Source organism: Silicimonas algicola (assembly GCF_003148765.1).
Classification (GTDB): Bacteria; Pseudomonadota; Alphaproteobacteria; order Rhodobacterales; family Rhodobacteraceae; genus Silicimonas; species Silicimonas algicola.
The window spans coordinates 107,015-124,670 of sequence record NZ_QGGV01000002.1; the positions used below are offsets into that span (position 1 = coordinate 107,015).

The window sequence follows — 17,656 nt, forward strand, 5'->3', positions numbered from 1 at the left end:
GCCTGCAAGCGGGAGACCCGGAATGACCACCAAGCGCAGCATCTTCGAGGACGTGGGCGAGGGCGCGGCCCCTCGTGCGGCGCCCGCGGGCGGCGTCATCGACGCCTCGCGGAAGGGCGCGCGCGGCGCGGTGCGGGCCTGGCTTGCGGTGCTGTTCCTGATGGTCGTCGCGATGATCGCGGTGGGCGGGCTGACCCGCCTGACGGACAGCGGGTTGTCGATCACCGAGTGGAGGCCCGTCACGGGGGCGCTTCCCCCGATGAATGAGGCCGACTGGGCCTCGGAGTTCGATAAGTACAAGGAAATTCCGGAATACCAGGTCCAGAACACCGGCATGACGTTGCAGGAGTTCAAGACGATCTACTGGTGGGAATGGGGTCACCGGCAGCTTGGTCGCGCCGTCGGACTGGTCTGGGCGCTTGGCTTTGTCTTCTTCTGGGCGACGAAGCGCATCCCGCCGGGCTGGACGGGCCGCCTGGTCATCCCCGGTGCATTGGGTGGCCTTCAGGGCGCCATCGGATGGTGGATGGTGTCCTCCGGCCTTGGCGGCGAGCGGCTGGACGTGGCGTCCTATCGCCTCGCCACGCACCTTGGCCTCGCCTTCGTCATCCTCGGCGTGCTGGCGTGGTTCATCCTTCTCCTCGGCCGAACCGAGGGCGGGCTGATCCAGACGCGGCGGTCGCGCGAGCCGAAGCTGTTTTCGCTCGGCACCGGGCTGATGCACTTCGCTTTCCTCCAGATCCTGATCGGAGCGCTTGTGGCGGGGATCGACGCCGGCCGGACCTTCAACGACTGGCCGGACATGGCAGGGCAGTTCTTTCCGCCTGCCGCCTTCGATATCGAGCCCGCGTGGCGCAACTTCTTCGAGAACCCGGGTCTCGTGCAGTTCATCCACCGGATGGCGGGCTATCTTCTGGTCGCCTTCGGGATCGTCGCCTTTCTCAAGGGGCGGCGGTCGCCTCATTCCGACACGAGAGGCGCCTTTGCCGCCGTTCTTGCGATGCTGGTTCTCCAGATGATCCTCGGGATCATGACGGTGATCTGGATCGCGCCGCTGTGGCTGGCGATCCTGCACCAGCTTGGCGCGGTGCTGGCCTTCGTCCTGATTCTTCGCGCGCGGTTCCTCGCGCAATATCCCATGGTGCGTTCGATAAGGGACAGCCGATGACCGACACCGCCTGCGCAGAGCTTTTCGCCTTCCAGCGCGAGACCGAGGCGCTTGGCCAGGTCATGGGCCGGCTCGGCTGGGACCAGGAAACGGTGATGCCCGAAGGCGCGGGCGAGCAGCGGGCCGAGGAGATGGCCGCGCTGGCGGGCGTTCTCCACCGGCGCAAGACCGACCCGCGCATCGGAGAGTGGCTGGCAGCGGCCAGTCCCTCCGACATGGTCGAGGCGCGGCAGGTCGAGCTGATCCGGCACGGGTTCGAGAAGACTTCGCGCGTGCCCGAGGCGCTGACGGCGGCCCTGGCGGGGACCACGTCGCGGGCGCACCGGGCCTGGGCCAAGGCGCGCGCGGCGGACGATTTCGCCGGCTTCGCGCCGATGCTCGACGAGGTGCTGCGGCTGACCCGCGAGAGGGCCGAGGCGCTGGCCGGGAATGGCCCGCTCTACGACGCGCTTCTCGACGACTACGAGCCCGGGGCGACGTCGGTGGAGCTGGAATCGATGTTCGGCGCGCTGCGCCCGCGCCTCGTCGCCCTGCGCGAGCGCGTCCTCGGCGCCGAACGCCAGCCGCCCGCGCTGTCGGGCGACTTCTCCGAAGCGGGACAACTCGCCCTGTCGGCCGAGCTTGCGCGCGCCTTCGGCTACGACACCCACCACGGCCGTATCGACAAGGCGGTGCATCCGTTCTCGTCGGGCTCGGGTCTCGATGTGCGGATCACTACCCGGACGGTCCCGCACGAACCGTTCAACTGCTTCTACTCGACCGTCCACGAGACCGGGCACGCCTGCTACGAGCAGGGCATCGACCGGGCCTACCTTCTGACGCCGATCGGCCAAGGGGTGTCCATGGGCGTCCACGAGAGCCAGAGCCGGATCTACGAGAACCAGCTTGGCCGGGGACGGCCTTTCACGGGCTGGCTTTACGGGCGGATGCGTGAGGTCTTCGGGGACTTCGGCGTGACGGACGCCGACGCCTTCTATGCTGCCGTCAACCGGGTTTCTTCGGGGTATATCCGCACCGAGGCGGACGAGGTTCACTACAACCTCCACGTCCTTCTGCGCTTCGACCTCGAGCGCGACCTGATCGACGGGCGGCTCGCCGTGGCGGATCTGCAGGAGGCCTGGAACGCCCGGTTCAAGAAGGACTTCGGCGTGGCCGTCGACCGGCCGTCGAATGGCGTCCTCCAGGACGTCCACTGGTCGGCGGGGCTGTTCGGATATTTCCCGACATATACGCTCGGCAACGTCTATGCCGGGTGCCTCAACGCGGCGCTGCGCCGTGACGTGCCTGACCTCGACGCGGCATTGGCCGAGGGCGACACCTCGCCCGCGACGGATTGGCTGCGCGAGCGCATCCACCGGCACGGCGGGCTTTACCGTCCGCGCGAGGTCATCGCGCGCGCGGTGGGGGGAGAGCCGGACGAAGGCCCGCTTCTCGACTATCTCGAGGCGAAGTTCTCCGGGCTCTACGGTCTCTGATGGCAGCGCTGTCGCCCGTGATGGACGTGGCCGGCGTCGAGGCGTTTCTGCGCGCCGAGTTCCCGCAAGTGTCGGACGACTACACCGTCGCCGCGATCGGGCCCGGGACGGCGACGATCCGGATGGAACCGGACCATCGCCACCTGCGGCCGGGCGGCACGATCTCGGGGCCGACGATGTTCTCGCTGGCCGATTGCGCCGTCTACCTCGCCATCATCGCCCATGTCGGGCCCGAGGCGTTGGCGGTGACGACGGGTGCGTCCATCGATTTCATGCGCAAGCCCGCGGCGGGCAAGGCGCTGGTGGCAGATGTCACCCTTCTGAAGCTTGGCCGCGGCCTCGCCGTGGGGGACGTGGCGATAACGTCAGAGGGCGTGTCAGGTCTCGTCGCGCGGGCGACGCTGACCTATTCGCGTCCCCGGGCTTGAGGCCTCAGCGGCGCGAGCGGTCGGCGCTCTCTCCGTCCACCGACAGGACATCGTCCAGTGTCTCGGACACGTCGAGAAGGGCCCAGACCCCGACGGTGAAAGCGCCGAAGCCCAGGGCGATGCACAGGCTGACAAACTCGATCATCACACTGCCTCCACGGCCGAAAGCGAACGCGAGACGATGACGCGCGTCGTGTACCGCTGACGGCGGTAATCGCGCATGACGTCGATGCTGCGCTGAAGGTCCTGGGGATCGCGGAGGATTTTGGACGGGGTCGTCCGGGCGGCGAGAGGCCGTTGACGCTTGGTCATGTCACACACTCATACTCGGTTAACAACAACTTACTTCCGCCATCAAGCGCCCGGATTGTGGCGATTCTGAGGCAGGGTCGTCGAGTGTGAGTGCAGAGATCCTGGCGCGGGGCCTACCTGTCAGCGCGCGTGCTGGCAGGTGACCGAGGTTCTGAAGTATTTGCAGTCGTACATCCGGCCCGAGACCTTGGCCTTGTAAGATGTCCCCAACATGCTCTGCCGCAGCGATCCGACCTGCACGTTTCGTGGCGCGGTCGAGAAGTAAGTCGCCGTCGACCGCTTGAGGCCAGCAGCGCTGACGTCAGAATTGACCTTCTCGGTCGCCGTCGCGCAGGCGGCTAGGCTTGTCAGCGCCAGTATCGCAAGGAATTTCCGCATCGTCGCACCCTCTGGGTTGCCATGAACGATGCGGACAAGATCAGGCGATTGCGCCGCGAGGGGGGAAGGTCTGAGGCGAAACTTGGGCGGGTTCAGCCGCCTGTGTGGCTCATGTGGCGCGAGACCTGGCCGTCGGGCTTCTGGCGCGAATAGTCGAAGTCGTGGCCCTTGGGCTTGCGCCCGATGGCGGCGCGGATCGCGTCTTCGAGGGGCGCATCGGACTCGGAGGCGCGCAGCGGCGTGCGCAGGTCGGCCATGTCCTCCTGCCCGAGGCACATGTAAAGCTCGCCGGTGCAGGTCAGCCGAACCCGGTTGCAGGACTCGCAGAAGTTATGGGTCAGGGGCGTGATGAAGCCGACCTGCTGTCCCGTCTCCTCGAGGCGGACATAGCGGGCCGGGCCACCCGTGCGGTGCGCGAGGTCGGTGAGCGTATAGCGTTCGGCCAGGGCACTTCGCACGTCCTTCAGCGACCAGTACTGCCCCACGCGGTCCTCGCCGCCAAGGTCGCCCATGGGCATCACCTCGATCCAGGTCAGGTCCATGTCGCGCGAGGCGCACCATTCGGCCAGCGTGAACAGCTCGTCCTCGTTGAAGCCCTTGAGTGCGACGGCGTTGATCTTGACCCGAAGGCCGGCGGCTTGCGCGGCATCGATGCCCTTCAGCACCTGCGGCAGGCGGCCCCAGCGGGTGACGCGGGCGAACTTGTCCTCGTCCAGCGTGTCGAGAGAGACGTTGATGCGGCGGACGCCAGCGTCGAAGAGGTCGGTGGCGAAGCGAGAGAGCTGGCTGCCATTCGTCGTCAGCGTCAGCTCCTTCAGCGCGCCAGACTCGAGGTGCCGCGTCATCGAGCGGAAGAAGGTCATGATGTCGCGCCGCACCAGAGGCTCGCCGCCCGTGATCCGCAGCTTCTCGACGCCCAGGTGCACGAAGGTCGAACACATGCGGTCCAGTTCCTCGAGCGTCAGAAGCTCTTTCTTCGGAAGGAACGTCATGTTCTCGGCCATGCAATAGACGCAGCGGAAATCGCAGCGGTCCGTCACCGAGACGCGCAGATAGCTGATCGCGCGCTGGAACGGGTCTATGAGCTGAGGCGTGGCCATGTCCTTAGGGTAAGAGGCCGCGGGGGGCGCCGCAAGGGCCCGCACCGTTGAAGCGGGGCAGGGGGCGAGCTACCTTCGTCGGTATGAAGTTACCCTATGCCGTCGCGATCCTCGCCGTCCTGCCGTCCTGCGCGACCTTGCAGGGCATGACCTCACCCCGAGAGGCCGCTCCGGTGTCCGTCGTCGCACCTGCGCCGCCGCCGCCCCGGACGGCGCGCACGGTCGAGCAGTTCGACACCACGACCGCCGAGCAGAAGGCCAGGGCCGCCAGCGTTTCCGGGGGCACGTCGCTTGGAACCACGGTCGCCTCGCTGGGGGATCCGGCGGCGCCGGGGTTCTGGATCGAGACGCCTCTCGTGACGGAAGCCGGCCGGGGCCGCGTCGTCTACCAGGGCAAGAGCGTCGAGGTGGACCTGCGGCCCGGACCGTCGAGCCGGGTGTCGCTGGGCGCGCTCCGCGTTCTCGGTGCGCCCCTCACCGATCTGGCGGAAGTCGAGGTCTTCGTTCTCTGACCGCCCTCAGTCCGCGAACTTGAGCCGCCTGAGCCAGGCCTCGGCGAGGCCGAGCTTTCGGCGGGCGATGCAGTCGGCTGTGCCGAACTCCTCATCCGCCGGGACCGAGAGGCAGGTGTCGTGAACCTCGGCCAGCGCGGCCGCCTCGGCCTCGAGAAGCTCGGCCCTGTCCCATCCCGGTTCGCGCTCGTCGCGTAGCCTGAGGTATTCGTCGCCCAGTTCCAGCGAAACGAAGTCCCAGGCGATGCCCTCGGCCGTCAGGCAAATGGCCTTCGGCAAGGTGTCGTCGATCTCGCAGGCCGCGGCGGCCGGCTTTCCGGCGCAGTCCGACAGGACCGCGACACCCTGCGCCCGCGCCGCGGCGGCACATTCGCGGGCGACGTCTCGCGCGATCCCGTCCTGGGCCATCGCCGGCGCGGCAAGGGTCAGGGCGGCGACAAGCGTCTTCACATCGACCCCACCATCTCACGCCCGATCAGCATCCGACGTATTTCGCTCGTGCCTGCCCCTATCTCCATCAGCTTGGCATCGCGGAACAGCCGCGCCACGGGTGCATCCGCCATGAACCCAGCGCCCCCCATGGCCTGCACCGCCTGGTGCGCCTGCGTCATCGCGACCTCGGAGGCGTAGAGGCAGCAGGCGGCGGCGTCCTGGCGCGTCACGTCGCCCCGGTCGCAGGCCTTTGCGACCTCGTAGACATAGGCCCGCGCGGTGTTGAGCGCGGTGTACATGTCCGCGATCTTGCCCTGCATTAACTGGAACGACCCGATAGGTTTCCCGAACTGCTTCCTTTCGGCCATGTAGGGCATGATCTCGTCGAGGCAGGCGGCGATGATGCCGGGTCCGATGGCGGCGAGGACGACGCGCTCGTAGTCGAGCCCGGACATCAGGACGGCGACGCCGCGGCCCTCCTGCCCGAGGACGTTGTCGAAGGGCACCTCGACGTCCTCGAAAACCAGTTCGGCGGTGTTCGAGCCGCGCATTCCCAGCTTGTCGAAGTGGGGCGAGGTGCTGAAGCCCTTCATGGATTTCTCGACCAGGAAGGCGGTGATGCCTTTCGATCCGGCCTCAGGGTCGGTCTTCGCGTAGACGACAAGCGTGTCGGCGTCGGGCCCGTTGGTGATCCAGTACTTGGTGCCGTTCAGCCGGAAGTGGTCGTTCCGCTTCTCGGCGCGAAGACGCATCGAGACGACGTCAGATCCCGCCCCCGCCTCGGACATGGCCAGCGCGCCGACATGACGGCCCGAGACGAGGCCGGGCAGGTACTTTGCCTTCTGCGCGTCGGTGCCGTTCAGCCGGATCTGGTTCACGCAGAGGTTCGAGTGCGCGCCATAGGACAGCGACACCGACGCCGAGGCCCGTGCGATCTCCTCGACTGCGACGGCGTGGGCGAGATAGCCCATGCCCGCGCCGCCGTAGTCTTCCTCGACTGTGATGCCCAGAAGGCCGAGGTCGCCCATCTCGGGCCAGAGTTCGGAGGGAAAGGCGTTTGTGCGGTCGATCTCGGTCGCCATCGGGCGGATGCGGTCCTGCGCCCACCTGTGAACCGTCTCGCGCAGCGCGCCGACGTCCTCGCCCAGATCGAAGCGCATCGAGGCCGTGAACATCCTTCTTTCCCTCGCGGCGATTGCGATGTCCACCAGACCTCTCGTACCGCGCGACGTCAAGGGAGGCAGGGGAACTCCGGACGGGTTCGACGGTTGGTCCGCCAACACCACCCGAAAGGAATTTCACATGACCCATACGCTGACCGCCGACGATTTCTGGAAACGCCTCGACGACGTGCAGTCCGGCATGCTTTCCGTCGATGGAGCGCGTCCCGTCCCGATGTCGCAGTACGCCGACCGTGACCTGAACGTCCTGTGGTTCATCACCGCCAAGGGCACCGATATCGTGGAAAGCCTCGCGTCGGGACCGAAGGAGGCACGCTATCTCGTCGCCGAGGGCGCCGCGAACCTCTATGCCACCGTCGACGGCAAGGCGTCGCTGTCGAATGACAAGGCGAAGCTAGACGAATTGTGGAACGTCGTTGCCGACTCCTGGTTCGAGGGCGGAGAGCGGGATCCAGACGTCCAGCTTGTGCGCGTCGACCTGACCGAGGCCGAAGTCTGGGCCACGACCGGCAGGCTCGGCTTCCTCTACGAGTTGGCAAAGTCTCAGGTCAGCGAGGCAAAGCCCGACATGGGCGCGCACGGCACCCTGCGGTTCGCCGCCTGACGTGACACCCCGGTGTGGCCGCGCCGAACGCGCGACCGTCAGGCCGGCGCCTGACCGAGAAGGCGCCGGACCAGATCCTCAAGTTCGGTATAGTCCGCCATCAGCGCATCGGGCGAAAGGCGGGCCACACCTCTGCCTTCGGGGCCGAAAGTGACAAGTATCACCGGACACCCCGCGGCTCGCGCGGTTCTCAGATCGGTCTCGGTGTCTCCGACAAGAACGGCGCGGGCCGGATTTCCCCCGGCCCGGCGTACTGCTTCGAAGAAGGTTTCCGGATCAGGCTTGCGCACCGCAAGCGTGTCCGCCCCCACAAGCGACCCGAACGCCCCCCTTACCCCCAGCTTCTGCAAAAGCGTCTCCGCCAGTCCTTCGGGCTTGTTCGTGCAGATGCCGACGGCATGGTTTGTCTCCGAGAGTGCCGCGACCGCCTGCATCGCGCCCGGATACAGGGTCGTCTCGCGGTCGATATTCTCGCCGTAGTAGGCCAGCAGGTCCGGATACGCCCGGTCGACATCGGCCTCTCCGTGGCCCGCGCCGATGCGCGAGAAACCGAGCCGCAGCATCGCGCGCCCGCCATGAAACGCCGTCAGCTTGTCCGCGACCGGATCGAGGACGCTCTCGTGCCCGAGGACGCGGAAACATTCGTTCGCCGCGGCGATGAGGTCCGCTCCCGTGTCGGCGAGCGTGCCGTCGAGGTCGAAGATCACCGTGTCCTTCACCGCCGTCCTCCCGGTCGATGCCGGGACACCTGTAATGTCCGGCAACAGTATTTGATGCAGGGCATGCTTTGCGCCCCTTCGTTTCGCGGGTAGAAGGTCGCGGACGAAAAGGAAAGTGCGCATGTCGACCCATCTCATCCTCCTGGCCGCGGGCGAAGGCAGCCGGATGCTGTCCGACCGCCCGAAGGTGCTGCATGAGATCGGGGGCGCACCGCTCTTCGCCCATGCGCTGGCGTCCGCCTCGGGGCTGGAAGGGTTTCGCGTCATCGTCGTGGGCCACGGCGGCGACGCGGTGCGCAAGGCGGCTGAGGCGATGGAGGAGGACATCGTCGTCGTCGAACAGACCGAAAGGCTTGGGACGGCGCACGCCGTCACGGTCGCGGCCGGCGCGCTGGCGGACGCAGGCGGCGACACGCTTCTTCTCTATGGCGACACACCCTTCATCAGGCCGGGCACCATCGAGGCGATGCAGGCGGCGCGGGGACGCGGCGCGGATGTCGTCTTCCTGGGGTTCGAGGCGGCCGATCCGGCGCGCTATGGCCGCATGGTGATGCAGGGCGACATCCTTCTGAAGATCGTCGAATTCAAGGACGCGAGCGAGGCCGAGAGGGCGATCACGCTCTGCAACTCGGGCGTCGTCCTCGCCTCGACCGACACGCTTCTGCGCCTTGCCGGTTCGGTCGGAAACGACAATGCGGCGGGCGAGTACTATCTCACCGACATCGCCGAACTCGCGCGCGCCGAGGGGCTGCGCGTCGAGGCCGTGACCTGCGACGAGGACGAGACGCTGGGCATCAACACCCGCGCCGACCTCGCGGCCGCCGAGGCGGTGTTCCAGGCGGCGAAGCGCGCCGAGATGCTCGAGATGGGCGTGACCCTCGTCGCGCCAGACACGGTGCATTTCGCCCATGACACCCACATCGGCCGCGACGCTCTGGTCGAGCCCTTCGTCGTCTTCGGGCCCGGCGTCACGGTCGAGACGGGCGCCACGATCCGCGCCTTCTCGCATCTCGAAGGCTGCCACGTCTCGGGCGGGGCCATCGTCGGTCCCTATGCGCGACTTCGACCGGGGGCGGAGATCGCGAACAACGCCCACATCGGCAACTTCGTCGAGATCAAGAACTCCGAGGTCGGCGAGGGCGCGAAGGTGAACCACCTGAGCTACATCGGGGATGCGGGCATCGGCGCGCGCACGAATATCGGCGCGGGAACGATCACATGCAACTATGACGGCGTCTTCAAGCACCGGACCGAGGTGGGCGAGGGCGTCTTCATCGGGTCGAACACCATGCTGGTCGCGCCCGTCACGGTCGGCGACCACGCCATGACGGCCACCGGCTCGGTCGTCACGATGAACGTGCCTGCGGGCGATCTGGCTGTGGCGCGGTCGCGTCAGGTCAACAAGGCGGGCTTCGCGCGCCGCTTCTTCGACAAGCTTCGTGCCGCGAAGGCGGCGCAGCAGCAGAAAGGCTGAACCATGTGCGGTATTGTCGGAATCCTCGGTGACCACGAAGCGGCGCCGACGCTGGTCGAGGCGCTGAAACGGCTGGAGTATCGCGGCTACGACAGCGCGGGCATCGCGACGGTGAATTGCGGACAGCTCGACCGGCGACGGGCGGTCGGCAAGCTCGCGAACCTCTCGGACCTCCTGGTCCGCGAACCTCTTGCCGGGAAGGCCGGGATCGGGCACACCCGCTGGGCCACGCATGGCGAGCCTTCGGTTCGGAACGCGCACCCGCACCGCTCGGGCGGCGTGGCGGTCGTCCACAACGGGATCATCGAGAACTTCCGCCCGTTGCGCGCGGAGCTGACGCAGAAGGGATACGCCTGCGAGTCCGACACGGACACCGAGACCGTCTCGCTTCTCTGCCAGTCGTTCATCGATCAGGGCCTCTCGCCGCGCGATGCGGCCGAGCAGACCATCGCGCGGCTCGAGGGCGCCTATGCGCTGGCCTTCCTCTTCGACGGAGAGGAGGATCTGATCGTCGCAGCGCGCCGCGGCTCTCCTCTGGCGGTTGGGTATGGCGAGGGCGAGATGTTCCTCGGCTCCGACGCCATCGCTCTGGCGCCCCTGACCGACCGCATCAGCTATCTCGAGGAGGGCGACCGCGCCGTCCTGACCCGCCAGGGCGTCGAGTTCTGGGACGGCTCGGGCAGCAAGGCCAACCGCGAGGTGCGCACGATCCAGATCGACACGGCGCGGATCGAGAAGGGCGGTCACAAGCACTTCATGGCGAAGGAGATCGCTGAGCAGCCGACGGTCCTCGCCGACGCGCTGGCGCATTATCTGAACGACGGCGCGATCACGCTGCCGGAGACGACGCCCGACTTCGCCGAGGTCGACCGCATCGTCATGGTCGCCTGCGGCACAGCCTACTATGCCTGCGCCACGGCGAAATACTGGTTCGAGCAGCTTGCCGGCATCCCCGTCGAGGTCGACGTGGCGTCGGAGTACCGCTACCGCGATGCGCCGGTCGGCCCGAAGACGCTGGCGATCTTCGTGTCCCAGTCGGGCGAGACGGCTGATACGCTGGCGGCGCTGCGCCATGTCGCGACGCGGGCGCGGATCGTCTCGGTGGTGAACGTGCCCGAAAGCTCCATCGCGCGCGAAAGCGACCTCGCGCTGCCGATCTTCGCGGGGGCCGAGATCGGGGTCGCCTCGACCAAGGCTTTCACCTGCCAGCTGCTTGTCCTTCTCCTTCTCGCGCTCAAGGCGGGGCGCGACCGGGGACGCGTGACGGACGAGGCGATGGCAGGTCACATGGCGTCGCTCTCCTCGCTGCCGGGCCTGATGGCGCAGGCGCTGGCCGCGTCGGAGCGGATCGAGGAAACCTCGGTCAAGCTCGCCGAGGCGCAGGACATCCTCTTCCTCGGTCGGGGCTCGATGTTCCCGCTGGCGCTCGAAGGCGCGCTGAAGCTGAAGGAAATCAGCTACATCCATGCCGAAGGCTATGCGTCCGGCGAGTTGAAGCACGGACCCATCGCGCTGATCGACCGAAGCGTCCCCGTCATCGTCTTCGCGCCGCGGACCGCGCTTTTCGACAAGACCGTCTCGAACATGCAAGAGGTCATGGCGCGGGGTGGCAAGGTCGTTCTCGTCACCGACCGCCTTGGCGCGGTCGAAGCGAGCGAGGGGTGCTGGCAGGTGATCGAGATGCCGACGGTGCCGGAGTTGATCGCGCCGGTGCTCTACGCCATCCCGGCGCAGTTGCTGGCCTATCACACCGCTGTCGCCAAGGGGACGGACGTGGATCAGCCGAGGAACCTCGCGAAGTCGGTGACGGTCGAATAGGGCGGGAGCGAGGGGCGCGGCCCCTCGCGCTCCCCGGGATATTTGGGGACCGATGAAGGGGGAGGGTGTGCTCGAACCTCTGGGATATGACGCGCTCAAGGCCGGATTCCGGTGGGAGTTTCCCGAGCGGCTGAACATGGCCCGGCAGGTGCTGGAGAAGCCGGACGAAGCGCTGGCGATCCGGGATCTTGGGGCTGGCCGCGAGGTGACCTTCGGCGACCTGCGCGGCATGACGGGGGCGCTGGCGAAGTCGCTTTCGGCACGCAGTGTCGTGCGGGGCGACCGGGTGGGCGTCCTTCTGAGCCAGGACCCCTGGTGTGCTGCGGCTCACTTGGCCGCCTGGAGCCTGGGCGCGATATCCGTCCCGCTTTTCAAGCTCTTCCGGGAGGATGCTCTGGCGTCGCGGCTGGGAGATTCGGGCGCGCGCGTCGTCGTGACGGACCCCGAGGGCGCGGCGATGCTCGTTCCGTTCGATCTCGAGGTCATCGTGCCGGCCTCGGAGGCGCTCGCATCCGCGCCCTTGTCCTTCGCCGACACTGGCCCGGAGGATCCGGCGGTCCTCATCTATACCTCGGGCACCACGGGCAAGCCGAAGGGCGCGCTGCACGGCCACCGCGTCCTGACCGGCCACTTGCCGGGGGTCGAGATGAGCCACGACTATCTCGGACAGCCGGGCGACGTCATATGGACGCCGGCGGACTGGGCCTGGATCGGGGGGCTCTTCGACGTGCTGATGCCGGGTCTGGCGCTCGGCGTCCCGGTCGTGGCCGCGCGGATGGAGAAGTACACGCCCGAAGCCTGCGCGCGCATCGTGACCGAGGGTGGCGTGCGCAACGTCTTCTTCCCGCCCACCGCGCTCAGGATGCTCAAAGCGTCGGATGCGGCAATCCCCGGCCTGCGCTCGGTCGCCTCGGGGGGCGAGCCCCTGGGGGCCGAGATGCTGGACTGGGGTCGTCGCGCCTTTGGCCTCACGATCAACGAGTTCTACGGCCAGACCGAGTGCAACATGGTGGCGAGTTCGTCCTCGGCGATGTTCGCGCCAAGGCCCGGAGCCATCGGCAAGGCAGTGCCGGGCTTCGAAGTCGCGGTGATCGACGGCGAGGGGCGCGAGACGGTGGGCGAGGGCGACATCGCGGTGCGCAAGGGCGCGGGCTCGATGATGCTGGGGTACTGGAACAACCCGCAGGCCACTGCCGACAAGTTTCGCGGCGACTGGCTGGTGACGGGTGACCGGGGCGTGATCGAGGACGGGTTCATCCGCTTTGTGGGGCGGGAAGACGACGTCATCACCAGCGCCGGCTACCGCATCGGGCCGGCCGAGATCGAGGACTGCCTGATGACCCATCCCGCCGTGGCGACGGTTGGCGTCGTCGGCAAGCCCGACCCTCTGCGGACCGAGGTCGTCAAGGCCTACGTCGTCCTCAAGCCGGGGGCGGAGGTCGCGGCCCCCGAGTTGCAGGCCTGGGTGCGGGATCGGCTTTCAGCGCATCTCTATCCGCGAGAGGTGGCGTTTCTCGACGCGCTGCCGATGACGGTGACGGGCAAGGTGATCCGCAGGGAGCTGAAGGCGCGCGCCTCGTCCGAATGAGTGGCCGGCCGCCGGTCGAGGGCTATTTGGTCCCCCTTGCCAACTGAAGGGGGTCCCATGTCCGGCTTCGACGATCTCGCTGCGCTCTACGTCAACACCTCGCTAAAGAAGGTGCGGACCGAGAGCCATACGCAGCTTCTCCTGAACGCCAGTTCCGCGATCATGCGCAAGGAGGGCGTCTCGGTCGACGAGATCTACCTGAACGACTGGACTGTGCCGCCCGGCGTCCAGCCCGACATGACCGACGAAGGCTGGGACCGCGACGACTGGCCGGAGCTGTGGGAAAGGGTGAAGGCCGCCGACATCCTCGTGGTCGGAACACCCCTCTGGCTCGGAGAGGAGTCGAGCGTCTGCCGTCTTCTGATAGAGCGGCTTTACGCCATGTCGGCCAAGCTGAACGACAAGGGCCAGTCAGTGTTCTACGGCAAGGTTGCAGGCTCGGTCATCACCGGCAACGAGGACGGCATCAAGCACGTCGCGATGTCGCTTGGCTTCGCGTTGAACCACCTCGGTTACACCATCCCGCCCCAGGCCGATTGCGGCTGGATCGGCGAGGCCGGGCCGGGGCCGTCCTATGGCGACGACGACGGGCAGGGCGGCCGGGTGGGATTCGACAACGAGTTCACGCAGCGCAACACGACGATCATGACCTGGAACCTGATGCACCTCGCGCGGATGCTGAAAGAGGCCGGCGGCTACCCGAGGCAAGGCAACGACCGCGAGGCCTGGAAGGCCGGGTCTCGCTTCGGCTTCGAGAACCCCGAGTACCGTTCCTGACGGCGCGTGCGAGGAGGGAGGTGACGGAGACGCAGCGAACGCCTATCTCTTGATGTGTGATGCGCTTTGCCCCCACCCTGATTGCTGTCGTTCTCGCCTTCGGCGCCCCCGCCGGCGCGACCGAGCACGAACTCGACGCCTACGGACCGGCGCTTGACGCCTGTTATTCCTCTGCCGAGACATCCGAGGCGCTGAACGGCTGCCGGGATGCCGTCTCCGGCTCCTGCATGGACCGCGAAGACGGCGGGCAGACGACGCTTGGCATGTCCTCGTGCCTGATGGCCGAGGCTGCGGCCTGGGATCGCCATCTGAACGAGGAATACAAGGCGACGATGGCCGTCTTCGACGAACAGGATGCCGAGGAAGCCGCCTCCTTTCCCGGCATTCCCCCGCGCGCCGCGGCGCTCAAGGCTGCGCAGCGCGCGTGGATCGCGTTCCGGGATGCCGAATGTGCCCTGGCCCGTGCGCAATGGGGTGCGGGCTCGATGCGCTCGATCGCGGGAGCGGGATGCCATGCGGACATGACGGCCACGCGCACGATCGAGCTACGCGCCATGCGGGAGGAGCGATGAGCGAGGGGACCGATGTCGTCGTCCAGTACGTCGAGACCGTGCTGGCCGAACAGGACGCGTACCGAGCGGCCCCTCCGTCGAGCCTGCCGCGCGCGGTGCGGGCCGTCGCGGCGCCACTGGGCGCAGTCACACGCCGTTTCATGCCGCCCGAGGTCATCGAAGCGGCCATTCGCGGGGCCGAGTGGGCGGCATCGAGTTCGATCCGCAAGGCCGCGATCCAGCACGACTTTTCCGATCTAGCCGCTTGCGACGAGGCGGCGGCCGAGGTGCGCCGCTGGGCGCTGGGCTATGCGGTGACGGGCGGCGGCGCGGCCGGGGCCCTGGGTGCGCTGGGTCTTGCCATCGACATTCCGACGACGATCACGCTGGCGCTTCGGACAGTGCGTCTGACGGGGCTCTGCTATGGGTTCGGGGCCGCCACCGAGGCGGAGCGGCTCTATATCCTCGATGTTCTGCAGCTGGCCGGCGCGAACGGGCGCGACGAGCGTCTGGCGGCCATCGAGCGGCTGGCGCGCGAGCGGTCCGAGATGTCGCCCGAGGAGTGGGGCAAGATCGTCAACCTGACGGGGCAGTCGGCGGGCACCGTCGCGGCCACGCGGAGGGTGGCGCAGACGCTTGGTGTCAACCTGGCGACGAGGAAGATGGCGCAGGCCGTGCCCTTCGTCGGCGCGGCCATCGGTGCGGGGGTCAACGCGGCCTTCCAGAACGACGTGGCGGCGGCGGCGCGCTTCGCCTACCGCGCGCGCTGGCTCGAGGTGAACGAGCACATCATCGAAGGTCGGCTGACGCAGGACTGAGGCCGGCTTAATCCTTCGGCAGCGAATCCCTGCTATCCGCAGGCCATGTTCGACACACCCAAAGTCACCCCGTCCCCGTCCCAGCCCGCATCGGGTCCCCTCTTCGAGGATGGGGCCGCCGCTTTGCGCGATATCCGCCCCGCGACGGGAGAGGCGCCCTTCGGCCTCGACGAGGTGTTCTTCTCGCGCACCGACGACCGCGGCGTCATCCGCAGCGGCAACCACGTCTTCCGCCGCACCGCGGATTACGACTGGCCAGAGCTTCTGGGCGCGCCGCACAAGGTGATCCGTCACCGCGACACGCCGAAAGGTCTGTTCTGGCTCATGTGGGACACGATCAAGCGCGGCGAGGCGATCGGGGCCTATGTCAAGAACCGCGCGCGCGACGGCCTGCATTATTGGGTCTTCGCCTGCGTCCTGCCGTGTGAAGGCGGGTATCTCTCGGCCCGGATCAAGCCGTCGAGCCTTCTCTTCGACGAGGTTCGCGCGGAATACGACGCGCTTCGAAAAGCCGAAACGGACGAGGGTCTGTCGCCCGAAGACAGCGCGAAACGGTTCGTCGCCCGGCTGCGCGACCACGGCTTCGACAGCTATGCCCGCTTCGCCTCGCACGCTCTGACCGAAGAGCTTCAATCGCGCAACGAGGGCCTGCGGCTGCCGCGCGACACGCGGCTTCTGCGCTTCAAGGCCATGCTCGACGCGGCCGAACGCCTGAAGGCGGCGACCGACGAACTGGTCCAGTCCTTCGCGGCGGTCCAGATCATTCCTCACAACATGCGCGTCATGGCCTCGCGGCTGGAACCGACCGGGGGTCCGTTCAGCACGCTGTCGGGCAACTACGGCTCGATGTCGTCCGACATCTCGAAGTGGTTCGAGACGCATGTCGTGGGCGAAGACAGCAACTTTTCGACCATCAACGCCAGCGTCGACATGTCGATGTTCCTCGAGGGCGTGGTGGGCATCCTGCGACAATGCGACCGCCAGCTCGTGGCCGAACGCAGCGAGCTGGGCATGATCGACGTCGACGCCGAGCGTTCGAACCTCAACGCCATCGTCGGAGAATACGCCCGCCGCGCGGAAAAGGGGCTTGAGGTCATCCAGGGCGAAGCGATGCGCATCCAGATGGCCTGTTCCGCCATGCACCGCCACATCCTCGGCCTCGGCACCACGCGGGTGCTCTGCAAGATCGAGATGGCGCGGATGGGTGCAGCGGGTCTGGGGCTGGCCGAGATCATCGGTCAGCTCGGACGGTTCCAGGACAAGATCGGCGGTCTTCTCGACGAGGTTGCGACCCTGAGCCGCGACATCCAGGGAATGATCGAACTGCAGAGGCGCGAGTGAGACGCCGCGACCTGATTTAAAGGAGAGACCGAATGACCATGCCGATGACTGCCTCTGCTTCCGCCGCCACTCGCGCCCCGGTACCGCGGGAGCCCGTGACGACCCCACGCGCAGTGGGCCAGGCGGCCCGCGACGCGGTTCAGACCGCCCGTAGCGAGGGCGTCGACGTTCCACGCAACGCACAAGGCGTGGCGGCCCGTGCCATCGCGCGAGGCGCGGACCCCCAGTCGGTCTTCGCAGGTCTCGTCACGCCGCCTCCCGCCCCGGACGGGACAGGGGAAGTGGGGACACCCGACAGCGACGCCATCTCGCCGGAAGAGGCGGGCGACGCTCAGACGCCGCCGGCCGTCCCTGAACCCTGACCCGCCCTTGATCCATGACCGCGCGCTCTGCCTGGGATCGCGGCGGTCGCTCAAAAGGCGGCCGCTTACCTGCGAGCGTTGACCCGCCCTGATCCATGACCGCGCGCTCTGCCCGAGATCGCGGCCGCCCGGATCGCGGCCGCTCATCCTCGAGCGTTGACCGTCCCGGGTGAGCGACGTATGCAGGGGCCGACCGGTGCGACCCGTCAGGGTGCGACCGATGGCTATGGAGACCGACGTGGAGCTGATCCTGCTGGAATACCTGCCGATCCTCGTCTTCCTCGGCATCGCCGTGGGCCTCGGTCTTGTCCTGATCCTGGCCGCGGTCCTCGTCGCGCCGAACGACGCGAACCCCGAGAAGCTCTCGGCCTACGAATGCGGCTTCAACGCCTTCGACGACGCGCGGATGAAATTCGACGTGCGCTTCTACCTCGTGTCGATCCTGTTCATCATCTTCGACCTCGAGATCGCCTTCCTGTTTCCCTGGGCGGTGGCCTTCGGCAGCCTCAGCGACGTGGCCTTCTGGTCGATGATGGCGTTCCTCGCCGTCCTGACCGCCGGCTTCGCTTACGAGTGGAAGAAAGGCGCGATGGACTGGGAGTGATCCCGGCCCGGCTT

The 17,656-nt window shown here is 67.5% G+C and carries 21 protein-coding genes; 14 read left to right on the plus strand and 7 right to left on the minus strand.

Annotated features, from left to right (window positions below):
* The first annotated feature begins 22 nt into the window (after positions 1–22).
* From ctaA to C8D95_RS04980, 3 genes are read left to right on the plus strand one after another with little or no spacing between them, the layout of a single operon-like run.
* Entirely contained in the window at positions 23–1,168 is a 1,146-nt protein-coding gene (gene ctaA, locus C8D95_RS04970; RefSeq protein ID WP_109758072.1) for a heme A synthase, read from the plus strand.
* Positions 1,165–2,643, plus strand: a complete 1,479-nt coding sequence (locus tag C8D95_RS04975; RefSeq protein ID WP_109758073.1) for a carboxypeptidase M32 — start codon at positions 1,165–1,167, stop codon at positions 2,641–2,643. The genes ctaA and C8D95_RS04975 overlap by 4 nt, the downstream gene beginning before the upstream one ends.
* Entirely contained in the window at positions 2,643–3,071 is a 429-nt protein-coding gene (locus C8D95_RS04980; protein WP_109758074.1) for a PaaI family thioesterase, read from the plus strand. The genes C8D95_RS04975 and C8D95_RS04980 overlap by 1 nt, the downstream gene beginning before the upstream one ends.
* A gap of 4 nt (positions 3,072–3,075) precedes the next feature.
* Here C8D95_RS04980 and C8D95_RS21925 read toward each other — a convergent pair whose 3' ends face one another.
* From C8D95_RS21925 to moaA, 4 genes are all read right to left on the minus strand, one after another.
* Positions 3,076–3,216 (minus strand): hypothetical protein, encoded by a 141-nt coding sequence (locus tag C8D95_RS21925; RefSeq protein WP_164721695.1) that lies wholly within the window; start codon positions 3,214–3,216, stop codon positions 3,076–3,078.
* Entirely contained in the window at positions 3,216–3,383 is a 168-nt protein-coding gene (locus tag C8D95_RS21930; RefSeq protein ID WP_164721694.1) for a hypothetical protein, read from the minus strand. Before C8D95_RS21930 ends, C8D95_RS21925 begins: the two co-directional genes overlap by 1 nt.
* A gap of 120 nt (positions 3,384–3,503) precedes the next feature.
* Entirely contained in the window at positions 3,504–3,761 is a 258-nt protein-coding gene (locus C8D95_RS04985; RefSeq protein ID WP_109758075.1) for a hypothetical protein, read from the minus strand.
* 92 nt (positions 3,762–3,853) lie between these two features.
* On the minus strand, positions 3,854–4,861 hold the full coding sequence (gene moaA, locus C8D95_RS04990) for a GTP 3',8-cyclase MoaA (protein ID WP_109758076.1): 1,008 nt from the start codon (positions 4,859–4,861) through the stop codon (positions 3,854–3,856).
* A gap of 83 nt (positions 4,862–4,944) precedes the next feature.
* Between moaA and C8D95_RS04995 the strand changes: the two genes are divergently transcribed.
* Positions 4,945–5,373 carry a D-galactarate dehydratase gene (locus C8D95_RS04995; RefSeq protein WP_109758077.1) on the plus strand — a complete coding sequence of 143 codons (429 nt, stop codon included), beginning with the start codon at positions 4,945–4,947 and terminating at the stop codon, positions 5,371–5,373.
* A 6-nt stretch (positions 5,374–5,379) separates the two neighbouring features.
* Here the strand turns inward: C8D95_RS04995 and C8D95_RS05000 are convergent, their stop codons facing one another.
* Entirely contained in the window at positions 5,380–5,823 is a 444-nt protein-coding gene (locus C8D95_RS05000) for a hypothetical protein (protein ID WP_109758078.1), read from the minus strand.
* Positions 5,820–6,980, minus strand: coding sequence for an acyl-CoA dehydrogenase family protein (locus C8D95_RS05005; protein WP_109758079.1), 1,161 nt, complete (start codon positions 6,978–6,980; stop codon positions 5,820–5,822). The genes C8D95_RS05000 and C8D95_RS05005 overlap by 4 nt, the downstream gene beginning before the upstream one ends.
* Before the next feature lie 127 nt (positions 6,981–7,107).
* Here C8D95_RS05005 and C8D95_RS05010 point away from each other — a divergent pair, with 127 nt between their 5' ends.
* Positions 7,108–7,590 (plus strand): pyridoxamine 5'-phosphate oxidase family protein, encoded by a 483-nt coding sequence (locus C8D95_RS05010; RefSeq protein WP_109758080.1) that lies wholly within the window; start codon positions 7,108–7,110, stop codon positions 7,588–7,590.
* 38 nt (positions 7,591–7,628) lie between these two features.
* On the opposite strand, the gene C8D95_RS05015 is transcribed toward C8D95_RS05010, so the two are convergent.
* Positions 7,629–8,309: an HAD-IA family hydrolase gene (locus C8D95_RS05015; RefSeq protein ID WP_241239670.1), complete on the minus strand. Its 681-nt coding sequence runs from the start codon at positions 8,307–8,309 to the stop codon at positions 7,629–7,631.
* 121 nt (positions 8,310–8,430) lie between these two features.
* Between C8D95_RS05015 and glmU the strand changes: the two genes are divergently transcribed.
* The 9 genes from glmU to C8D95_RS05060 all read left to right on the plus strand — a co-directional run bounded on the left by glmU (position 8,431) and on the right by C8D95_RS05060 (position 17,642).
* Positions 8,431–9,783, plus strand: a complete 1,353-nt coding sequence (gene glmU / locus C8D95_RS05020) for a bifunctional UDP-N-acetylglucosamine diphosphorylase/glucosamine-1-phosphate N-acetyltransferase GlmU (RefSeq protein WP_109758082.1) — start codon at positions 8,431–8,433, stop codon at positions 9,781–9,783.
* 3 nt (positions 9,784–9,786) lie between these two features.
* Positions 9,787–11,601, plus strand: coding sequence for a glutamine--fructose-6-phosphate transaminase (isomerizing) (gene glmS, locus C8D95_RS05025; protein WP_109758083.1), 1,815 nt, complete (start codon positions 9,787–9,789; stop codon positions 11,599–11,601).
* A gap of 52 nt (positions 11,602–11,653) precedes the next feature.
* Positions 11,654–13,189: an AMP-binding protein gene (locus tag C8D95_RS05030; protein WP_109758084.1), complete on the plus strand. Its 1,536-nt coding sequence runs from the start codon at positions 11,654–11,656 to the stop codon at positions 13,187–13,189.
* Between the two features lie 57 nt (positions 13,190–13,246).
* The gene (locus C8D95_RS05035) at positions 13,247–13,966 is read left to right on the plus strand and encodes a flavodoxin family protein (RefSeq protein WP_109758085.1); all 720 of its coding nucleotides are present in this window, start codon (positions 13,247–13,249) and stop codon (positions 13,964–13,966) included.
* A 59-nt stretch (positions 13,967–14,025) separates the two neighbouring features.
* Positions 14,026–14,538 carry a lysozyme inhibitor LprI family protein gene (locus C8D95_RS05040; RefSeq protein ID WP_109758086.1) on the plus strand — a complete coding sequence of 171 codons (513 nt, stop codon included), beginning with the start codon at positions 14,026–14,028 and terminating at the stop codon, positions 14,536–14,538.
* On the plus strand, positions 14,535–15,335 hold the full coding sequence (locus C8D95_RS05045) for an EcsC family protein (RefSeq protein ID WP_164721693.1): 801 nt from the start codon (positions 14,535–14,537) through the stop codon (positions 15,333–15,335). Before C8D95_RS05040 ends, C8D95_RS05045 begins: the two co-directional genes overlap by 4 nt.
* A 45-nt stretch (positions 15,336–15,380) precedes the next feature.
* Positions 15,381–16,676 carry a PAS domain-containing protein gene (locus tag C8D95_RS05050; protein ID WP_241239669.1) on the plus strand — a complete coding sequence of 432 codons (1,296 nt, stop codon included), beginning with the start codon at positions 15,381–15,383 and terminating at the stop codon, positions 16,674–16,676.
* A 95-nt stretch (positions 16,677–16,771) separates the two neighbouring features.
* On the plus strand, positions 16,772–17,038 hold the full coding sequence (locus C8D95_RS05055; RefSeq protein WP_126918578.1) for a hypothetical protein: 267 nt from the start codon (positions 16,772–16,774) through the stop codon (positions 17,036–17,038).
* 238 nt (positions 17,039–17,276) lie between these two features.
* The gene (locus C8D95_RS05060; RefSeq protein ID WP_109758520.1) at positions 17,277–17,642 is read left to right on the plus strand and encodes an NADH-quinone oxidoreductase subunit A; all 366 of its coding nucleotides are present in this window, start codon (positions 17,277–17,279) and stop codon (positions 17,640–17,642) included.
* Positions 17,643–17,656: the final 14 nt, after the last annotated feature.